This window comes from Streptomyces sp. NA04227 (genome assembly GCF_013364195.1).
Taxonomy (GTDB): Bacteria; Actinomycetota; Actinomycetes; order Streptomycetales; family Streptomycetaceae; genus Streptomyces.
The window spans coordinates 7,119,452-7,137,628 of record NZ_CP054918.1 but is presented as its reverse complement, the minus strand read 5'-3'; the positions used below and the strand labels follow the sequence as shown (position 1 = coordinate 7,137,628).

Here is an 18,177-nt window from a genome sequence, read left to right as displayed (position 1 = left end):
CCCTTAGGCGGAACCGGAGTTCGTAACCAGACACTGTGAACGACCGAAGGCCAGGCACCTGTTCAGTGCCTGGCCTTTCGGCATGTGCCCGCAGACATACGGTGCACGCACCGAGGCCGTACGACGACGTCAGCCACCCGGACTGTCCCGCCCACCGTGGCCTTCCGGCCCAACCGCCTCACCACGTACGCCGGTTGACGCCCCCGCCGGATGCCAGAAGAGCACCAGCAGGGAGAGGACGAAGAGCACTGCCGCGGTGACCTGGTAGCCGACCGCCACGGCGCGGGTGAAGCTGTCCAGCGCCGCGGTGTGCAGCCGGTCGCCGCCCGCTGCCGCCGCCCGCAGAGCCTGGGAGGCGGAGTGGTCGTGACCGGCGAGGGCCCCCGGCAGCCGGTCGGTGAACTGTGCGCTGAGCACGGTGCCGACACAGGCGATGCCCAGCGCGGCGCCCAACTCGCGGGCGGCGGCGTTGAGTCCCGAGCCCATCCCGGCGCGGGGTCCGGGCAGCGCGGCGAGCAGACCCGCGGAGAGGGGAGGCATGGTGAGGCCCGAGCCCAGCCCCAGCAGCATGAGGTAGGTGGTGTACACGGGATAGGAGGTTTCTCCGGTCGCGGTCGAGAGCAGCAGCAGACCGGCCACCAGGAGCAGCAGCCCGGTGCCGACGACGGCCCGCGATCCGAAGCGCCGCGCCCAGCCCACACTGGCCTGGGTGACGATGCCCATCCCCACGGCCATGGGGACGATCGCGAAACCGGCGCGCAGTGGCGAGTAGCCCTTCACGTACTGGAGGAACTGCGCGTTGACGAAGAACAGCGCGAACATGCCGAAGAAGGCGGCCGCGACACCGAGGGAACCGGCCCGCACCGCGGGCAGTTTGAGCAGCCTGGGGTCCAGGAGCGGGTGCGCGGCGCGCAGTTCGTAGCGGATGAACACGGTGAGCAGGGCGGCCGTCGCGGCGAGGGCGACCAGGACCACGGGTGAGTCCCAGCCGCGCTCGGGGCCCTCGATGATGCCGAACAGCAGCAGCACCAGGCCGGATACGAGCAGCAGCGTGCCGACGAGGTCCAGTGCGGCCGTACCGCGTGGTGGCCGGGGTGCGAGGAGGGCGACCACGACGAGCAGCAGCGCACTCGCGGGCACGTAGCACCAGAACAGGCCCTGCCAGGGCAGCGTCTGGAGGACGACGGCGCCGCCCGCGTTGCCGACGATGCCACCCAGGGCGACCGAGGCGCTCCAACTGGCGATCGCCGAGGGCCGTCGCTCGGCCGGTGTGGCGTGCACGAGCAGCGAGAGCGAGGCGGGCATCGCCAGCGCCGCGCCCGCACCGGCCAGGCCGCGGCCCGCGATGAGTACGGGCACGTCGGTGGCCAGGGCGCTGATCAGTGCGCCGACGCCGAACACGCCGACGCCGGTGAGCAGTACGCCCTTGCGACCGCAGCGGTCACCGAGTGCCCCGGCCGGGATGAGCAGGCTGGCGAAGACGATGACATACGCGTCGACGATCCACAGCATCTCGGTGGAGCTCGGCTTCAGGCCGCTCGCCGAGATCGCCGCGATCGCGAGGTTGATCGCGGCGACGAGCGACTGGATGACGATCGCGCAGATACACATCAGCGCCAGGACCGCGCGCCGCCGCTGCCCGCGCGGCGCGGCCCCGGGGGATCCGGTGGCCCCGGATCCCCCGGACGGCGCGGGCCCGGAACGGGCGGCGGTGCCCGGTGCGCTCAGCGAGTCCGAACCGGGCACGACGGCTCTCCACGGGTCGTCCCGGGACGGCGGGCGAGGGCGGAGACCGCGTTGTCGATCACGGTCTGCCCGACCGCCCCGGCCAGGGTCAGCAGGGACTCGGGGTGGAACTGCACGGCGGCCAGCGGGCGTTCGGTGTGCTCCACGGCCATCGGGATGCCGTCGTCGGTGATCAGGGTGACCCGCAGCTGCTCGGGCAGCGCCTCGGGTCTGGCGTACAGCGAGTGGTAGCGGCCGACCTCGAAGGTTCTCGGCAGCCCGGTGAGCAGCGCGGAGCTTTCGTCGGTGACGTGCACCCGGGAGGGCTTGCCGTGCATCGGCTCCTTCATGACGCCGAGGTCACCACCGAAGTACTCCACCAGACCCTGCAGCCCCAAACACACGCCGAAGACGGGCAGTTCGCACTTCTCGGCGAGGTCCAGCGTCTCGTGCAGCGCGAAGTCGGCGGGGCGGCCGGGCCCCGGTGACAGGACGAGCAGATCGGGACGTTCCCGCTCGATGACCGGCAGATGCCGCCCGCTGCGGTAGGTGCCCACCGAGGCACCGGTCTGCCGCAGATAGTCCGCGAGGCAGTTGACGAAGGAGTCGCGGTGGTCGACGAGCAGGATGCGCAGTCCTTCGCCCACACGCCGGGGAGCGAGCGGTGCCCCATGGGGCACCCCTTGCTCGTCGGGGTCCCTTCGCTCGACCGGAGCCGAGAGCTCGGGGAGCGGAGGTCGCTGCGGGTCGAGGACCCGTAGCAGGGCCTTGGCCTTGAGTTCGGTCTCGGCCTCCTCGGCCTCGGGGACCGAGTCGTGCAGCAGTGTCGCGCCCGCACGTACCGTGGCCACTCCGTCGCGCAGCTGGATGGTGCGCAGGGTCAGCACCGTGTCGAGACCGCCGTCGAAGCCGATGCTGCCGACGGCGCCGCCGTACCAGCGTCGCGGCGAGCGCTCCGCGCGCTCCAGGAACTCCACCGCGGCGATCTTGGGCGCACCCGTGACGGTGACGGCCCACAGATGGGCCAGGAAACCGTCCAGCGCGTCCCGGCCCGGTGCGATCTCGCCCTCCACCCGGTCCACCGTGTGGATCAGTGCGGAGTACAGCTCGATCTGCCGTCGCCCGGTGATCCGCACGCTGCCCGGAACGCACACCCGCGCCTTGTCGTTGCGGTCGACGTCGGTGCACATGGTGAGTTCGGACTCCTCCTTGACGGAGTCCAGGAGCCGGCGGATGTGGGCGGCGTCCTCCAGCGCGTCCCGGCCCCGGGCGATGGTGCCGCTGATCGGGGAGGTCTGCACCATCAGGCGTTCGGCGCCGGGCGCACCGTCGCCGCGTACCCGTACGAACATCTCCGGCGAGGCTCCGACCAGATACTCGCCCTCGCCGAGGTTCATCAGCAGGCTGTACGGAGCGGGGTTGGTCTCCCACAGGCGGCGAAAGACCGTGGACGGCGCTTCGGCGCAGGCCCGTCTGAAGGACTGGCCCGGCACCACCTCGAAGAGGTCACCGGCGGTGAAGTGCGGCATGGCCCGCCGCACCACCTCGGCATACTCCCCCGGCGCGTGGTCGCGTGCGGAGTCGGGGGTGCCTGGGACGAAGGGCAGCGCCTCGCCCTCGCGCGGCAGCCCCTCGGTGTCCTCGTCCTGGGTTCGGAACTCGTAGCGGTGGCGCAGCGCTCGGCCGCCGACGAGGTCGAACTCCAGGATCTCGTCGGGCAGATGGAGCACCAGATCGCGGTCGTCCGGGCCTCGGCGCTGGTGCGTTTCGATCTGCTCCATCTGGAAGATGAGGTCGTAGCCGAAGGCGCCGTACAGGCCAAGGAGCGTGTCCTCGCGGGTGGCGAGCGCCGCGACGAGCCCGCGCAGTGCCGTGAAGACGCCCGCGTGCCGAGTGCGGTCCTCCTCGGCGAAGTCCTCCCCGGGCGGCGGCGCCTGCCCCCGCACCTCCTCGACCGAACAGACCACCCGCAGCAGGGACTTCTCCAGCGCCGGGCGCAACGCGGGCAGCAGCACCCGGCCGCGTGCGTTGAGGGCACGCACGGTCAGCAGCCGACCGCGGACGCTCACTTCCAGCGGCGGGTCGACATAGCCCACGGCCCGTCCGGCACCCCGCATCCGCAGCATGCCGCGCCGCTCGTCGAGGGCCAGTTCCAGTTCCCGTCGGGCGGTGGCGGCGTCGGTCTCCCACTGCCGTGTCTCGCGCCTCACCTCGACGCCCGCGGCGGTACGCCACCGCGACGTCGCACCACGCGGATCGAGCCCGACGTGCCCAGTGCTCGTCAGCGACTTCAACTTTCCCCCCACTGTCCAAAGTTGCCGGGCTCAGACCTGGTCGGCCAGGGCGTCGCGCATGGTGCGTTTGAGGGACTTGCCGGTGAGGCCGACGTGCTCGCCCAAACCTTCGGTCCGGATGGTCCGGATCTTCGGCAGGCCCTTCTCACCGAGAGCCTCGTTGATCCGCTGCAGCAGGTCCTCGGTGTCCACGGCCTGCTCGGCGAGGTCCGCGGTGAGCACCAGCGGTGCCTCGGTGCCCTCGGACGCCTGGGCGACGGCCACCAGGGAGCAGTCGAAGACCTCGGGGAAGCGAGCGAGGATCAGTTCCTCGCACTGGGCGCTGTAGACGGCGCCGTCCCCGGTGGTGATGTAGTCGACGGTGCGGTCCATGTGGTAGTAGAGGCCGTCCTCGTCCCGGTAGGCGACGTCACCGGTCAGCCAGTAGCCGCGCACCCTGTTCTTCTCGCTGAGCAGGGTGTTGTTCCAGTAACCGGAGGTCACGGTCGGGGACTTGAGGGCGAGGCGGCCGACGGTACGGGGGCCGACGGGCTCGTCGTTGTCGTCGAAGAGCTCGACGTCGATCCAGCCGAAGGGGCGGCCGATACAGCGTCCGTAGCGGTTGCTGGTCGGGGTGTGGATCGTACGGAACATCGCGAAGCCGAACTCGGAGGAGCCGAAGTTGTCGATGAACAGCGAGCCGCTCTGCTTCCTGCCCTCGCGGTCGATGTGCGTACCCTGGCGGACCAGTTTGCGGATGTGCTGCTCGTGGTTGGCGTCCCCGGTGCACATCCAGCGGGCCACCGAGTCGAAGTCCCTGGCGTCCAGGTCGAGTCGGCACAGGTCGACGAAGGTCTTGGGGAACGCGGCGACCAGGTTGGGGCGGAACCGCTCGATGGAGTCGGCGAGCGCACTCGCGCCGCGCTGGGTGGCGAGCAGCACCTTGCTGCCGCGCACCACTGCCGACATCAGTACGGAGATGGCCGAGCCGTGGCTCTGCGGCAGTACGGAGAGGATGCGCTCGCCGAGGTCCGCCCCGATCTGCTGACGGATGCCGAAGAAGAAGCCCCCGTGGTTGAACTGGACGGCCTTCGGGACACCCGTGGTGCCGGAGGTGTGCGCGATGAGGACGGGGTCGTTCTCCGTGTGCACGAAGCGCCGGAACTCCCCTTCGCCGAACGGGTCGTTCTCGTAGAACCGCGGCCCCTCGAAGCCGGTGGGGATACGGGTACGGTCCGAGACCACCGCGACGGCGCCGACGCGGGTGATGAACTTCTGCCCGAGGTCGGACGGCATCAGGCTGTTGAGCAGGACGGGTATCGCACCGATCTTGTTCAGCGCCACGTAGTGGACGAGGTAGCGCACGCTCTCCTCGAGGAAGACGGCGACGGGGTCCTTGGGCCGGATTCCGTCCCGCCAGTACCCGGCGGCGAGGGCATCGGTGATCCGGTCGAGCTGGGGCAGCGTCAGGGAGTCGTGGAGCCTGCCCTCGTGGTCGGTGTAGGACCGGTCGAGTTCGAGCACCACGCTCCGCGCGAGCTCCTCGTCGGCGCAGGCCAAGGGGAAGGCGTTGCCGGCACCGAGCTGTTCGTTGCCGAGGAGTCGGGTGGTCACAGTCGCGTTCTCCTTGGTCATCGGGCACCGTCGGCGGACGGGTCGGTGGCGGGGTTCAGGCACCGCTCCATCGCGGCGCGGATGTCCTCGGGGACCGGCACGGAGGTGTGCGAGGTCAGGGACATGAAGACGAGCACCGCGCGCATGCGCACGCGCACATCGCTCTTCTCCACCCCCGCGCACAGGTAGTGGAGTTCGAACGAGGACTTTCCGATGCGACGCAGATCCAGGGAGAAACGCACCCGGTCACCGACCCGGCTCGGACCCACGAAGTCGCACTCCAGCCGGATGGTGGGAATACCGATCCGGCGCGTGGTGAACATTCCCGCGTAGTCGATTCCGAGGTGCTCCTCGAACCAGTCCTCGAGCACCTCGTTGAGCATGAACAGGTACTGCGGGTAGAAGACGATTCCCGCCGGGTCGCAGTGCTGGAACCGAATCAGCCGATCCACGGAGTAGGGCCCCGACGGCGGTTCACCGAGCGGCGGTCGACTCGCCGGACCATCGGTCGACGACGGTGGGCCCGAAGACGCCTCATCTGGTGAATACTCATTCGGTGAAGGCTCATTTGGTGACATGGGGCATCACACTCCTCTGCTCTTCCTCGGATTCACGCAGTACGAAACGGCGGAGCTTTCCGGTGTCCCCGCGCGGCAGTTCGGTGCGGAACTCGATGGCCCGCGGGTACTTGTAGGGCGCGATGTGGTCCTTCACGAACCGCTGCAACTCGCGGGCCGTTTCGTCGCCGGGGGTGAAGCCCTCGGCCAGGACCACGAACGCCTTGACGATCGCGCCGCGTTCCTCGTCGGGCACCCCGATCGCCGCGCAGTCCCGCACACCGTGGTGGGCGAGCAGCGCGTCCTCGACCTCGACCGGCGAGATGTTGTAGCCCGCGGAGACGATCATGTCGTCGGAGCGCGCGTGGTAGTGGAAGTAACCGTCCTCGTCGGTCCAGCCCGAGTCGCCGGTGAGGTTCCAGCCGTCCTTGACCCAGTCCCGCTGCCGCTCGTCGGCGAGGTAGCGGCAACCGGTCGGGCCCTTCACCGCGAGGCGTCCCACGTGTCCGGGCGGTACGGGCTCGCCGTCCTCGCCGAGGACCACGGCCTGGTATCCGGGCAACGGGCGGCCCAGAGCACCGGGGCGCTCCCGGGCCTCCGAGCCCGGCATGGTGAGGAAGATGTGCAGCAGCTCGGTGGCGCCGATGCCGTCGATCAGGTCGATGCCCGTCTTCTCGCGCCACATCGCACGGGTGGCCACCGGCAGCGCCTCCCCCGCGGAGACACAGGCACGCAGCGAGGACAGGTCCGCGTCGGGAACGTCGGCCGCGATCATGCGGTACGCGGTGGGGCCGCTGAAGCAGATGGTGGCACCGTGTTCCGCGATGGCGCCCGCCATGATCTTCGGCGATCCGTGGTGCAGCAGCACCGTCGAAGCCCCGTAGTACAGCGGGAACAGGAGCAGCCCGCCGAGACCGTAGGTGAATCCGAGCAGCGGCGAGCCGATGAACCGGTCGCTCTCGCGGACGTCGAGCATCCGGCGCGGGAAGGTGTTGCAGATCGCCAGCACGTCCCGGTGGGTGTGCACGGTGGCCTTGGGCACGCTCGTGGTCCCGGAGGTGAAGGCGATCAGACACGGGTCGGTGCGGACCGTGTCGACGGGTGCGAAGGACGTCGGCTTGCGGGCCATCGCCGCCTGGAGACCGGCGCCCGGCGCACCCCCGTAGAACATCAGCCGCGGTTGTTCCGCCACCGGACGGTCCTTCAGCGCCAGGTTCAGCTCCTCGGCGAGTGCCTCCTCGCACAGGATCAGGTCGACGTTCGCCTTGTCGAGGACGTACGTGATCTCCTTCGCCCGCAGCAGCGGCAGCGAGGTGATGACCACACCGCCGGCCCTGATCACGGCCAGCCAAGCCGCCGCGAGTACCGGGCTGTTGGTGCCGCGCAGCATGACCCGGTTGCCGGGGACCAGACCCAAGTCGTCGGTGAGCACATGGGCGATACGGGAGACCGCCTCACCCAGGTCCCGGTAGGACCAGGTGGTGCCGTCCGAGGACAGGACGGCGGTGCGCGCGGCGGCGTCGCCCTCGGCCGCCCAGCGGTCGACGAAGGACGTGACGCAGTTGACCCGCTCCGGGTACTGGAGTTCGGGCAGGGTGTAGCGGAATTCGGGCTGCTCCGACAACGTCGGCATGTTGTCGAGTACGAACGTGTCCTGATGCGCGGTGAGCGGGGCTCTGTGCGGTAAGGCTGCCGTCATTGGTCGACCTCTCCGATGCTCATGGACGAGCTCAAGTGCCGAATCGCGCGCCGAATTGAGCGCTGAAGCGAGTACTGAATCAACTGCTGAAGCGAGTGCTGAATCGAGTGCTGAATCGTGCGGCTCCCCGATAACGAATGCCCGGTATCGCCGAACGGGCATTCAAGGACCAGACAGCGCAGCAGGTTCTGCCCTGAGGTGACGTCATCCTGTTCCGCGCCGATTCGGTGAGTCAAAGGCTCATCAGAGATCCTCTATCGGAACACCAGGCCGTCTCACAAAAAACAACCCCCGGCACTGCCGGGGCAGCACCGGGGGTATCAATCGCGCACGCACGCGCCGTAACCATTGGTGTTCAAACACTGCAACCGCTATTGACCGGCCAGTCATTCTGGTGGGAAATCAGCCACCGTTGTCGGGTTCTCCGCGCGCCGAGGAGGTGAGAGCGCACGGGAGAGTGAACGAGCTACACGGCGGCCGCGTCCGCGGTCCTGGGTCCCAGGTCGGTCCGGCCCACCTCACTGACAAGGACGGCGTCCGTCTGCGCGAGGACGCTGATGGACGGGTCGCAGGCGAGCACCGCCTGGTGCAGGCGGTGCATCCGCGGCGAGAGATCCAGACCGAAGTCATTGCGCATGACCTGTCGCAGTCCGTGCAGCACGGCCAGCGCCTGGGTACGGCGGCCCGACCGGTAGAGGGCCAGCACGAACTGTGCGTGCAGCCCTTCCTGGGTCACGTGCTCGGCGCTCAACCCGCGTAGTTCACCTAGAAGTTGGTGATGCCGGCCAAGGCGCAGGTCGGCGCCGATGCGCTGTTGCTGCAAGGTGACCCGTTCCTCTTCGAGGGCGAGTACGTGGTTTCGCAGCAGGGGGCCGTGCGGTACGTCGGACAGGCCCGGGCCGTGCCAGAGGTCCAGCGCCTCGGAGAGCTTGTCCGAGGCCAGCGCGTCGTTGTGATGCAGCGCCGCCCGCCCCTCACGCGCGAGCCGGAGGAAACTCTTGAGGTCCAACTGCTCGTCCCCCGCGACCAGCGAGTACCCGCCACCCCTGGTCTCCAGAATGCGGCGGGCATCCTGGGGAGCGGACGCGCTCGGCGCGTGTCTGAGGCGACGACGTAACTGCAGGACGTACGAGTGCAGCGTCGGAAGGGCACTGTTCGGCGGAACGCCGCCCCAGAGTTCGTCGATGCACTGATCGCAGGACACCACTTGATTGACCCTCATGATCAGCAGCGCGAGTAGCTGCCGCTGTTTCGGGGCCGTTGGCGCATACGACGCCCCTTGCTCAGTAACACGCAGAGATCCTAGTATGGCGAATTCCATCGTGACACCTTCCGGGAAGTCTCACCGGAGGCGAAATAAAGAAAGACCCCATGCCCGCGCGTCCCCTCCAGAGCCTCCGCTGAGCGAAATTTGTGCCAGTTCCAGCTTGCTGAATCGTCCACACGGGAGCGTACGTACGGCACCGGCGATCCCTCAAGCATTCACGATTGAATCTCTAGTTCCGCTTCCTCGCGAGGGCGAAGGAAGAAAAGGACGGCCGGAAGGTTTCTCACCCTCGCACCTGCCCTCCGCCAGCTCGGAGAAAGTCCAAAAAACTCCTTTGCATGACTGGCAACCGTGACACCGGCCCGGAAAACATCGAGTCCGCCAAAACAAACACGATGCGGCGCCCGCCCTTTACGGACGGGGCGCCGCATCGGTTCGGGTCTCAGGCGGCGGCGCGCCAGTAGCCGAGTGCGTTCACTCGCTGCTTGGGGACGCCGAGTTCCTTGCGGACGTAGCCGGTGAGGGTGCGCGTGGTGGTCGCGTCGCAGGCGATCCAGACATACGCGTTCGCGGGGTCCGCCAGGAGCGAGGGCAGGGCCGCCTTGACGGTGCTGACCAGGTGGGCGCCGTCGTCCTTGCGTTCCACGTGATGCAGCTCGTGCTGAACGGGGTCGACGCGGAACGGCAGTTCGCGGTCGGAGTCCTCCGGCGTCTCGAACCAGATGGTGGCCGGAGTGCCGTCCAGCGAGGCGAGCAGGGAGTTGATGGCGGGCAGTGAGGCCGGATCGCCGATCACGAACATCCGCTCGGGCCTCGGTTCGGGCGCCGTGAACCCGGTCCCCTGCACCGTCGCCTCGATACGGTCGCCCTCCTTCGCGGCCCGGGCCCAGTTCGCCGCCGGACCGTCGTGCAGGGCGAACTCCAGGCTGAACGTGCCCGCGGCGGCGTCCGGATCGACCAGGGTGTAGGCCCGCTGATGCGGCTTCCCCTCGTGACGGAACCACAGGCGCACCCACATCGTGGGGTGCACCCCGGTGGCGCGCAGCATGCCGCCGTCGATGAAGTGCAGCCGCAGATAGTTCTCGGTGATCTGCTCGCTGCCCGTCACCGTGAAGGCGAAGTCCTTGCCCCGCATCAACTTGAGGACCGCGCCCTCCCAACCGTGCCCCATGCCTGTCTCCTCCCCGCTCCAACTTTCTTAGGTTAGGTTAACCTAACTTACGGATCGATACCAGCCATACGGCGGCCACTTCGGGGGGACACATGGGCAGCGCGATCGTGCGGGACGAGTGGGGCATACCGCACCTGAAGGCGGACAGCGCGCGGGAGCTCGCCTTCGCCCAGGGGTACAACGCGGCCGAGGACCGCGGCTGGCAGATCGAGGTCGAGCGCCATCGCGTCCAGGGCACCAGCGCGGCCTTCCTCGGCGAACAGGCCCAGGACTGGGACGTGTTCGCCCGCAGAGCGCGCCTGGAGGACACCGCGCGGCGCTGCCTCGACCGACTGCGGGCGCAGGACCCTAAGACCGCGGACTGGCTGGATTCCTATGTCGAAGGGGTGAACGCCGGGCTCGCCCAAGGAGCGGGCGGCGCACCGGAGTTCGCCCGCGCGGGGATCCGTCCCGAGCCGTGGGGAAGCTGGGTCCCCCTCGGCGTCTGGCTCTCCACCCACATCCTGTTCTCCGGCTTCCCCTCCAAGCTGTGGCGGGCCGAGGTCGCCCACCGCCTCGGCTCCCGCTACCCGGAACTCTTCACCTCCGAGGGCCCCGCCACCTCCGGCAGCAACGGCTGGCTGCTCGCCCCCGGCCGGACGGTCTCCGGCCGCCCCCTCCTCGCGGGCGACCCGCACCGCTTCATCGAGGACCCCGGCGTCTACCAGCAGATCCACCTGGCCTGCCCCGAGTACGACGTGGTCGGCTTCGCCGTACCCGGAGTGCCGGGCCTCGCCCACTTCGGGCACACGGGCTCGGTCGCCTGGTCCGTCACCAACGCCATGGCCGACTACCAGGACCTGTACCGCGAACACCTGCGCCGCCGCGGCCACCGGACCGAGGCCCTTGGACCGGACGGCTGGCGTCCCGCCCGGGCGCACCGGGAGACCGTGTACGTCGCCGGTGCCGAGCCGGTCGACATCGAGGTGATCGAGACCGACCGCGGGCCGGTGGTGATCGATGCCGTGACGTGGCCGGCGGACGGGCCCGGAGCCGAAAGCCGACCCGGCGCCGGAGCAGGAGACGGACCCGAAGCAGCAGACGGAGCAGGGGAAGACGGAGCGGGGGAAGACGGGGCCGGGGAGGACGGGTACGTACTCACCGAGGCCGTGAGCCTGCGGTGCCCGCCCCGGATCACCGGTGACCTCGGCTTCGGCTGTCTGCCCGCGCTGCTCGCCGCACGGACCGTCGGCGACGTCGACCGCGCTCTCGACGGCTGGGCGGAACCGGTGAACGTGGTGCAGGCGGCCGACTCCGAGGGCGGTCTGCTGCACCGGGTCGCGGGCCGTGTGCCTCGGCGCGACCGTCTCAACTCCCTTGTGCCGGTACCGGCTTGGGAGTCGCGGTACGCCTGGCGGGGGTGGCACGTGCCGCTGCCGCGTGGCGAGGTGCGCGGCAGCGCGGTGATGGCGAACGAGCGGGGCATCGCGGCGCCGTTCGGGGTCGACTTCGCCCCGCCGCACCGGGCCGAACGCATCCGCACCCTCCTCGCCCGCCGGGAGCGGTGGTCACCGCAGGACATGGCGGAGATCCACACGGACACCCAACTCCCTTACGACAACGCCCTCTTGCGGCTCCTCGGCGCGCTCGGCGGAGAGGGCCCCGCGCTGAGCCCGCTCGCCTCGGCACTGCGCGACCGGCTGCTCGGCTGGAACCGGCGCATGGACGCGGAGAGCGCCGAGGCCATGGCGTACGCGCGGCTGCGGGCGGCGGCCGTGCGCCGGCTCGCCCGTCACCCCTGGTTCGCCCCACTGGCCGGACCGAGCGAACTGCCACCGGTGTTCCGGCCCTGGCTGGACCTCACCACCCGTATCGCCTTCGCCCTGGAAGCCCTGCTCGCCGACGGCGCAGTCCCCGATCTGGAGCCAACTTCTCTCGTCCGTACGGCACTTGAGGAGGCGGCAGCGGAGGGCGCGGCAAAGGACCGTGGCCCGGAGCGCTGGGGCGAGGCCCACCGTCTCGCTCCCTGGCGGGCGTTGCCCGGCGGCGAGGAGGAGTGGCCGGGGCTCTCCGGCGACCTGGAGTGCGTACTGTCCACCTCCAGTCTCCCCGGGGTCACACATCTGAGCGCCCGTTCCTCAGCCGCCCGCTATGTCTGGGACCTGGCCGACCGCGACAACAGTCTCTGGATCGTCCCGCTCGGCGCCTCCGGAGTGCCCCAAAACCCCCATCACCGCGACCAGTTGCCGCTCTGGGCCACAGGCGGCCTGCTTCCCGTGATCAGCGACTGGTCACGCCTGACTTCCTCGGCCCCCGCCACGCCCCTGCCCTCCCCCGAGCCGCGGCCTCCCCACCCGCCGCCCCACACCGCACCGACGGCAACCACCACGGGCCGACACTCCCCCACCCTCTCGGCCCTTCTCCCCTCCCCGCGCAACTCACCCCACAGATCGCCCCGCAAAGCACCTCTCACCAGCACCAGCACCAGCACCAGCACCAGCACCAGCACCAGCAGTTCAACTCCCGTCGCCGCAAGGAGACTTCATATGACCTCGCAAACCCCCTCGGGCACATCCGCCGCGTCCCGCCCGGCTCTCCACACCCAACAGATCGACGGATACGGCCAGTTCCAGGTCCGGGCCGTCGACCCCGCCGCGGACCTGGACGTCCTGCACGCCTGGGTCACCGCCGAGCGCGCGCGTTTCTGGGGCATGGGCGGACACAGCCGCGCACAGGTCCTCGCGACCTACACACACCTGGACGCCCTCACCACCCACCACGCCTTCCTGGTACTGCGGGACGACGAACCGGTCGCGCTGCTGCAGACCTACGACCCGGCGGCGGACCGGGTCGGCGCGTGCTACCCGGTACTGCCCGGCGACCTGGGCGCGCACCTGCTCATCTCGCCCGCCGCGAGCGGCGTGGAACGCGGCTTCACCCGCGCCCTGGTGCAGGTCCTGCTCGCCTTCACGCTCGTCGGCGGCACCCACCGCCGTATCGTCGTCGAACCCGACGCCGAGAACGAGAAGGCCCTGGCGCGGCTCGTCCGGGTCGGCTTCACGCTGGGGCCCGAGGCGCTGCTGCCCGAAATCGACCTGCCCGAGGTCCACTTGCCCGCGAAGCGAGCCCGGCTGGCGTTTCTCGCCGCGAAGTGAGCGGAGCGAAACGGGCGTCCGGACAAGCTGCCTGTGCAGGTGTGTGCGTGCACGCACACACCTGCACAGGCATGGACGGGCGTGGACAGATCCAGGAACGCGTCCGTCCTCGCCCCGCACACCCCGGGACCGCCGCAGCACCGTCACGCCCGGCACGACGAGGGCTTCTACGTCCTGTCCGGCACCGTGCGTTTCACGGTCGGGACCAAGGACCACGACGCCACCGCGGGCACCTTCGTGATGGTCCCGGCCGGAGCCCCGCACACCTTCGCCAACCCGGCCGACGAACCGGCCGTCATGCTCAGCATGTTCACGCCGGACCTCTATGTGCAGTACTTCCGGGACCTCCAGGGCATGATCACGAGCGGCCGGAGGCCGACTCCCCAGGCCCACATCCAGGTGATGAGCCGTTACGCCACCGAGCCCGCCGCCGAGTTCGGCCGGCCGGAGGACGACGACCACCAGAGCTGAGGCAGCGGGGACGGTCTTCGAAGCGTCACCCCTGGGTTCGGCCCGGCTTCAGCCCAGCCCCGCGAGCAGCTTGTCCGGTGTCACCGGCAGATCGCGGACGCGGACACCGGTGGCATGGCAGACCGCGTTGGCGATGGCGGCCGCCGTGCCCACGATGCCGATCTCGCCGATGCCCTTGCTGCCCATGGGGTTGAGGTAGGGGTCCTCCTCGTCCAGCCAGTAGGCCTCGACGGTGGGGACGTCGGCGTGGGTCGGTACGTGGTAGGCGGCCAGGTCGCTCTCGGCGAAGTCCCCGAAGAGGCGGTCCACGGTGCTGTGTTCGGTGAGGGCCATGCCCAGGCCCATCGTCATCCCACCGATGAACTGGGAGCGTGCGGTACGGGGGTTGAGGATGTGCCCGGCGGCGTACATGCCGAGCAGCCGCCGGACCCGGGTCTCCCCGGTGACCGCGTCGACCTGTACCTCGGCGAAGTGCGCGCCGAAGGCGTGCCGGGCGTAGGGCAGTACCTCGCGGCTCTCCTCCGCGCTGTCGCCGCGTGCGCTCACGCCCTCGGCGGGGAGTTGTCCGCCGAGTTCCTCGAAGCGGGAGCGCAGGGCGAGGCAGGCCTTGTGGACGGCGGTGCCCCAGGAGGCGGTACCGGAGGAGCCGCCCGCGAGCGAGGCGCTGGGCAGGTCGCTGTTGCCGATGTCCATGTGCACGTTGTCCGGCCGGGTGCCGAGCACCTCGGCGGCGATCTGGCCGAGCACGGTGCGCGCGCCGGTGCCGATGTCGGTGGCGTTGATCCGTACCCGGTAGGTGCCGTCGGGGTCGGCGTGCACCTCGGCCTGCGAGGGGCCGAGGAGGACGGGGTAGGTGGCGGCGGCCACTCCGGTACCGAGGAGCAGGTGGCCCTCGCGGGTCGCGCCGGGGCGCGGGTCGCGGCGGTCCCAGCCGAAGCGGCGGGCGCCCTCGCGCAGGCAGTCGGGCAGGCCGCGGCTGCTGAACGGCCGTCCGCTGTCGGGTTCCACGTCCGGCTCGTTGCGCAGCCGCAGTTCGATCGGATCGATGCCGACGAGCAGGGCGAGTTCGTCCATCGCCGATTCCAGCGCGTACATGCCGGGTGCCTCGCCCGGGGCCCGCATCCACGAGGGCGAGGGCACGTCGAGCGGGGCGACCCGGTGGACGGTGCGGCTGTTCGGCGAGGCGTACATGACCCGGGCGGGGACGGCGGCCTGTTCGACGAACTCCTTGATCGTCGAGGTGTGCGTGGCGACCTCGTGGGACAGGGCGGTGAGCACACCGTCCGCGTCGGCGCCGAGCCGCACCCGGTGCAAGGTCGGGGCGCGGTGGCCGACCACGGGCGCCATCATCCGCCGGGGCAGGGCGAGTTTGACCGGGCGCCGGATCTCCCGGGCCGCCATGGCGGCGAGCACCATCTCGGGCCGGGGCGTCCCCTTCGAGCCGAAGCCGCCGCCGACGTGCTCGGAGACGACGGTCACCTGCCCGCGGTCGAGCCCGAACATCGCGGCCGCCACATCGCGCGCGGTGGTCGAGCCCTGGCTGGAGTAGTGCAGCGTGAGCCGCCCGTCCCGCCACTGGGCGGTGCAGGCGTGCGGTTCCATCGGATGGTTGTGCAGCGGGCCGATGTCGTAGCGCGCGTCGACGCGCAGCGGCGCCTCGGCGAAGGCGGTGTCGAAGGAGCCGCGCTCGCTGGCGCCCGGGAAGCCCCCATTGGCCTCGTCGGGCACGTACAGCGCCGAGTGCCCCGCGGTGAGCGTCACGTCGTGGGCCTCGATGTCGTACGTGATGTGCAGCGCGGCGGCACCTTCGAGCGCCGCCTCGGGGGTCTCGGCGACGACGAGGGCCACGAACCAGCCGCGGTGCGGGACGCGGGGGTCCTGGAGGACGAAGAGCGTCGGGTCGTCGGGCGGGGACAGGCGCGGCGCGTTCTCGTGGGTGAGCACGGCGATCACACCCGGCAGGGCGAGCGCGTCGGCTGCGTTCACCCCGGCCACCCGCCCGCGGGCGATGGAGGCGGGCACCGGCCGGGCGTGGGCGCAGCCCGGCGGGGTGTGCTCGGCCGCGTAACGGGCGGCGCCCATGGCCTTGTCGAGGGCCTCGGTACGGGCCTCGGGTGCGCCGAGGGCGTGCTGGGTGCTCATGGCGACTCCACGGGTGAGGGGGTCCCGCTCGGTACGGGGTGTGGGCTACGGGCCGGGCGCCGGACCCGAATCAGGCGTTCTCGGCGGCGAGTTCGGCGAGCAGGCCGACGGCGAGGTTGCGGGCCAGGGTGACCTTGAACCCGTTGTCCCGCAGGGGCCGGGCGGCGGCGAGTTCGGTGTCCACGGCGCGGGTGAAGGTGTCCGGGTGCGCGGGCGCGCCGAGCAGCACCTCTTCGGCGGCGCGGGCCCGCCAGGGCCGGTGCGCGAGCTGGCCGAAGGCGAGCGCCGCGTGGTGGACGACGCCGTTGCGCACGTCGAGCACCACGGCCGCCGAGACCAGCGCGAAGGCGTACGAGGCGCGTTCGCGGGCCTTGCGGTAGCGGGAGACGGAACCTTCGGGGGCTGGCGGCACCCGTACCGCCGTGATCAGTTCGTCGGGCCGGATGACGGTGTCGCGTTCGGGCCGGTCGCCGGGCAGCCGGTGGAAGTCGGTGACCGGGACGGTGCGTTCGCCGTCCGGGCCGTGCAGCAGCACGGTGGCGTCAAGGGCGGCGAGTGCGACCGCCATGTCCGAGGGGTGGGTGGCGACGCAGTGCACCGAGTGTCCGAGTACGGCCAGTTCGCGGTGTGCGCCGTCGATGGCCGGGCAACCCGAGCCCGGCAGGCGCTTGTTGCAGGGTTTGGCGGTGTCCTGGAAGTAGGTGCAGCGGGTGCGCTGGAGCAGGTTGCCTGCCGTGGTCGCGGCGTTGCGCAGCTGTCCCGAGGCCCCGGAGAGCAGCGCCTGGGAGAGGGCCGGGTAGCGGCCGCGTACCAGGGGGTGTGCGGCGACCTCGCTGTTGCGGGCGGTGGCCCCGATGGTCAGCGAGCCGTCGGGCAGTTCGTCGACACCGTCCAGGCGCAGTCCGCTGACGTCGATCAGGACCTCGGGGCTCTCCACGCCGAGCTTCATCAGGTCGACGAGGTTGGTGCCACCGGCCAGGTAGCGGGCGCCGGGCCTGGCGGCGCAGGCCCGCACCGCCTCGTCGGGGGTGGCGGCTTTGACGTAGGCGAAGGGTTTCACGGTGCCTCGCCCCCCACGTCGCCCAAGTCCCCCACGTCCTGGATGGCCTCGACGATCCGCGGATAGGCGCCGCAGCGGCACAGGTTGCCGCTCATGCGTTCGCGGATCTCGTCCGGGGTGAGCGCGACCGGCGCCCCGGGCGGCTCGTCCGGGGAGGTCACGTACGAGGGGAAGCCGCGCTCGGCCTCGTCGAGCATGCCGAGCGCGGAGCAGATCTGGCCGGGGGTGCAGTAGCCGCACTGGAGGGCGTCGCGGTCGACGAAGGCCTCCTGGAGGGCGTGCGGGGCGCTGCTGCGGCCGAGGCCCTCGACGGTGGTGACGCGGGCGCCGTCCTGGGCGACCGCGAGCAGCAGACAGCTGTTGACCCGGCGGCCGTCCAGGAGCACCGTGCAGGCGCCGCACTGGCCGTGGTCGCAGCCCTTCTTGGTGCCGGTCAGGTCGAGCCTTTCGCGCAGCACGTCGAGCAGGGTGCTGCGGTGGTCGAGGTAGAGCTCGTGGGCGGTGCCGTTGACGCGCAGGGTCACCGTCGAGTGGTCGGGCGGGCGGCTCTCGGTGCCGCGCAAGGGGGCGGCTCGGGTCACGGGTGGCTCTCCAGTTCCAGCTGGACTTCCTTCTCCTGGTCGCCCGCCGCGGTGCCGACGACGCGCACCGCGAAGGCGGAGCCGAGGGTGCGCCGCAGGTTGTCGACCGCCTGGTAGCCGCCCTGGACGGTGGCCGTCACGGGCTCTTCCAGGCGCGCGGGCGCGGGTTCCTCGTGCACCTCGGACACGTCGAAGGTGGCCGCCCAGACGGTGGTACGGCCGTCGGCCGACTGCTGGGGTTCGTCGTCGGCCTCCCGGTCGGAGGTGTAGGCGGTGCGCAGCGCGCAGAACACGGTGTGCGCGTCCCGGCCCGCCTTGCCGCCGATTTCCACCACGACCTGCGCGGCGGGATCGTCCGCTCGGTTCACGGGATGCTTCCTTCCTGCTTCCTGGCGGAACCTGCTCGGTGAGCACACCGGCCGGTGTGCTCACCGGTGCGCCACTCCCAGGCTCAGCCCCGCGCGGCGAGTCTGCGACCTGAGC

The 18,177-nt window shown here is 70.6% G+C and carries 12 protein-coding genes and 1 pseudogene; 2 read left to right on the top strand and 11 right to left on the bottom strand.

The genetic code is table 11. The features are described 5' to 3' along the window. Positions 1-129 precede the first annotated feature (129 nt). From HUT18_RS30115 to HUT18_RS30085, 7 genes are all read right to left on the bottom strand, one after another. Positions 130-1,746, bottom strand: a complete 1,617-nt coding sequence (locus HUT18_RS30115; protein ID WP_254878875.1) for an MFS transporter — start codon at positions 1,744-1,746, stop codon at positions 130-132. Beyond that, positions 1,725-4,031 carry an anthranilate synthase component I gene (locus tag HUT18_RS30110; protein ID WP_303246566.1) on the bottom strand — a complete coding sequence of 769 codons (2,307 nt, stop codon included), beginning with the start codon at positions 4,029-4,031 and terminating at the stop codon, positions 1,725-1,727. The genes HUT18_RS30115 and HUT18_RS30110 overlap by 22 nt, the downstream gene beginning before the upstream one ends. An 18-nt stretch (positions 4,032-4,049) precedes the next feature. Beyond that, positions 4,050-5,612, bottom strand: coding sequence for a class I adenylate-forming enzyme family protein (locus HUT18_RS30105; protein WP_176103686.1), 1,563 nt, complete (start codon positions 5,610-5,612; stop codon positions 4,050-4,052). Between the two features lie 17 nt (positions 5,613-5,629). Beyond that, on the bottom strand, positions 5,630-6,064 hold the full coding sequence (locus HUT18_RS30100) for a thioesterase family protein (RefSeq protein ID WP_217710525.1): 435 nt from the start codon (positions 6,062-6,064) through the stop codon (positions 5,630-5,632). A gap of 112 nt (positions 6,065-6,176) precedes the next feature. After that, on the bottom strand, positions 6,177-7,868 hold the full coding sequence (locus tag HUT18_RS30095) for an AMP-binding protein (RefSeq protein ID WP_176103684.1): 1,692 nt from the start codon (positions 7,866-7,868) through the stop codon (positions 6,177-6,179). 466 nt (positions 7,869-8,334) lie between these two features. After that, positions 8,335-9,189: an AfsR/SARP family transcriptional regulator gene (locus tag HUT18_RS30090; RefSeq protein WP_303246565.1), complete on the bottom strand. Its 855-nt coding sequence runs from the start codon at positions 9,187-9,189 to the stop codon at positions 8,335-8,337. Between the two features lie 388 nt (positions 9,190-9,577). Further along, positions 9,578-10,306, bottom strand: a complete 729-nt coding sequence (locus HUT18_RS30085; protein ID WP_176103682.1) for a siderophore-interacting protein — start codon at positions 10,304-10,306, stop codon at positions 9,578-9,580. 92 nt (positions 10,307-10,398) lie between these two features. Between HUT18_RS30085 and HUT18_RS30080 the strand changes: the two genes are divergently transcribed. Together HUT18_RS30080 and HUT18_RS30075 are read left to right on the top strand one after the other, a co-directional pair. Further along, positions 10,399-13,440 (top strand): GNAT family N-acetyltransferase, encoded by a 3,042-nt coding sequence (locus HUT18_RS30080; protein WP_176103681.1) that lies wholly within the window; start codon positions 10,399-10,401, stop codon positions 13,438-13,440. Positions 13,441-13,542: 102 nt separating this feature from the next. Further along, positions 13,543-13,911 (top strand): annotated as a pseudogene (locus HUT18_RS30075) (cupin domain-containing protein); the annotation flags it as partial. 48 nt (positions 13,912-13,959) lie between these two features. On the opposite strand, the gene HUT18_RS30070 reads toward HUT18_RS30075, so the two are convergent. The 4 genes from HUT18_RS30070 to HUT18_RS30055 form a co-directional block, all read right to left on the bottom strand. Continuing rightward, positions 13,960-16,053 (bottom strand): xanthine dehydrogenase family protein molybdopterin-binding subunit, encoded by a 2,094-nt coding sequence (locus HUT18_RS30070; protein ID WP_176103680.1) that lies wholly within the window; start codon positions 16,051-16,053, stop codon positions 13,960-13,962. 70 nt (positions 16,054-16,123) lie between these two features. Next, positions 16,124-17,113, bottom strand: coding sequence for a xanthine dehydrogenase family protein subunit M (locus tag HUT18_RS30065; protein WP_176103679.1), 990 nt, complete (start codon positions 17,111-17,113; stop codon positions 16,124-16,126). Next, positions 17,110-17,694 (bottom strand): 2Fe-2S iron-sulfur cluster-binding protein, encoded by a 585-nt coding sequence (locus HUT18_RS30060; RefSeq protein ID WP_176103678.1) that lies wholly within the window; start codon positions 17,692-17,694, stop codon positions 17,110-17,112. Before HUT18_RS30060 ends, HUT18_RS30065 begins: the two co-directional genes overlap by 4 nt. Further along, the gene (locus tag HUT18_RS30055) at positions 17,691-18,062 is read right to left on the bottom strand and encodes a hypothetical protein (protein ID WP_176103677.1); all 372 of its coding nucleotides are present in this window, start codon (positions 18,060-18,062) and stop codon (positions 17,691-17,693) included. The genes HUT18_RS30060 and HUT18_RS30055 overlap by 4 nt, the downstream gene beginning before the upstream one ends. Positions 18,063-18,177 lie beyond the last annotated feature (115 nt).

Coding starts and splice junctions, on each gene's coding strand:
- HUT18_RS30095 (WP_176103684.1), bottom strand. CDS start 7,868: ATGACGGCAGCCTTACCGCACAGAGCCCCGCTCACCGCGCATCAGGAC.
- HUT18_RS30090 (WP_303246565.1), bottom strand. CDS start 9,189: ATGGAATTCGCCATACTAGGATCTCTGCGTGTTACTGAGCAAGGGGCG.
- HUT18_RS30085 (WP_176103682.1), bottom strand. CDS start 10,306: ATGGGGCACGGTTGGGAGGGCGCGGTCCTCAAGTTGATGCGGGGCAAG.
- HUT18_RS30080 (WP_176103681.1), top strand. CDS start 10,399: ATGGGCAGCGCGATCGTGCGGGACGAGTGGGGCATACCGCACCTGAAG.
- HUT18_RS30070 (WP_176103680.1), bottom strand. CDS start 16,053: ATGAGCACCCAGCACGCCCTCGGCGCACCCGAGGCCCGTACCGAGGCC.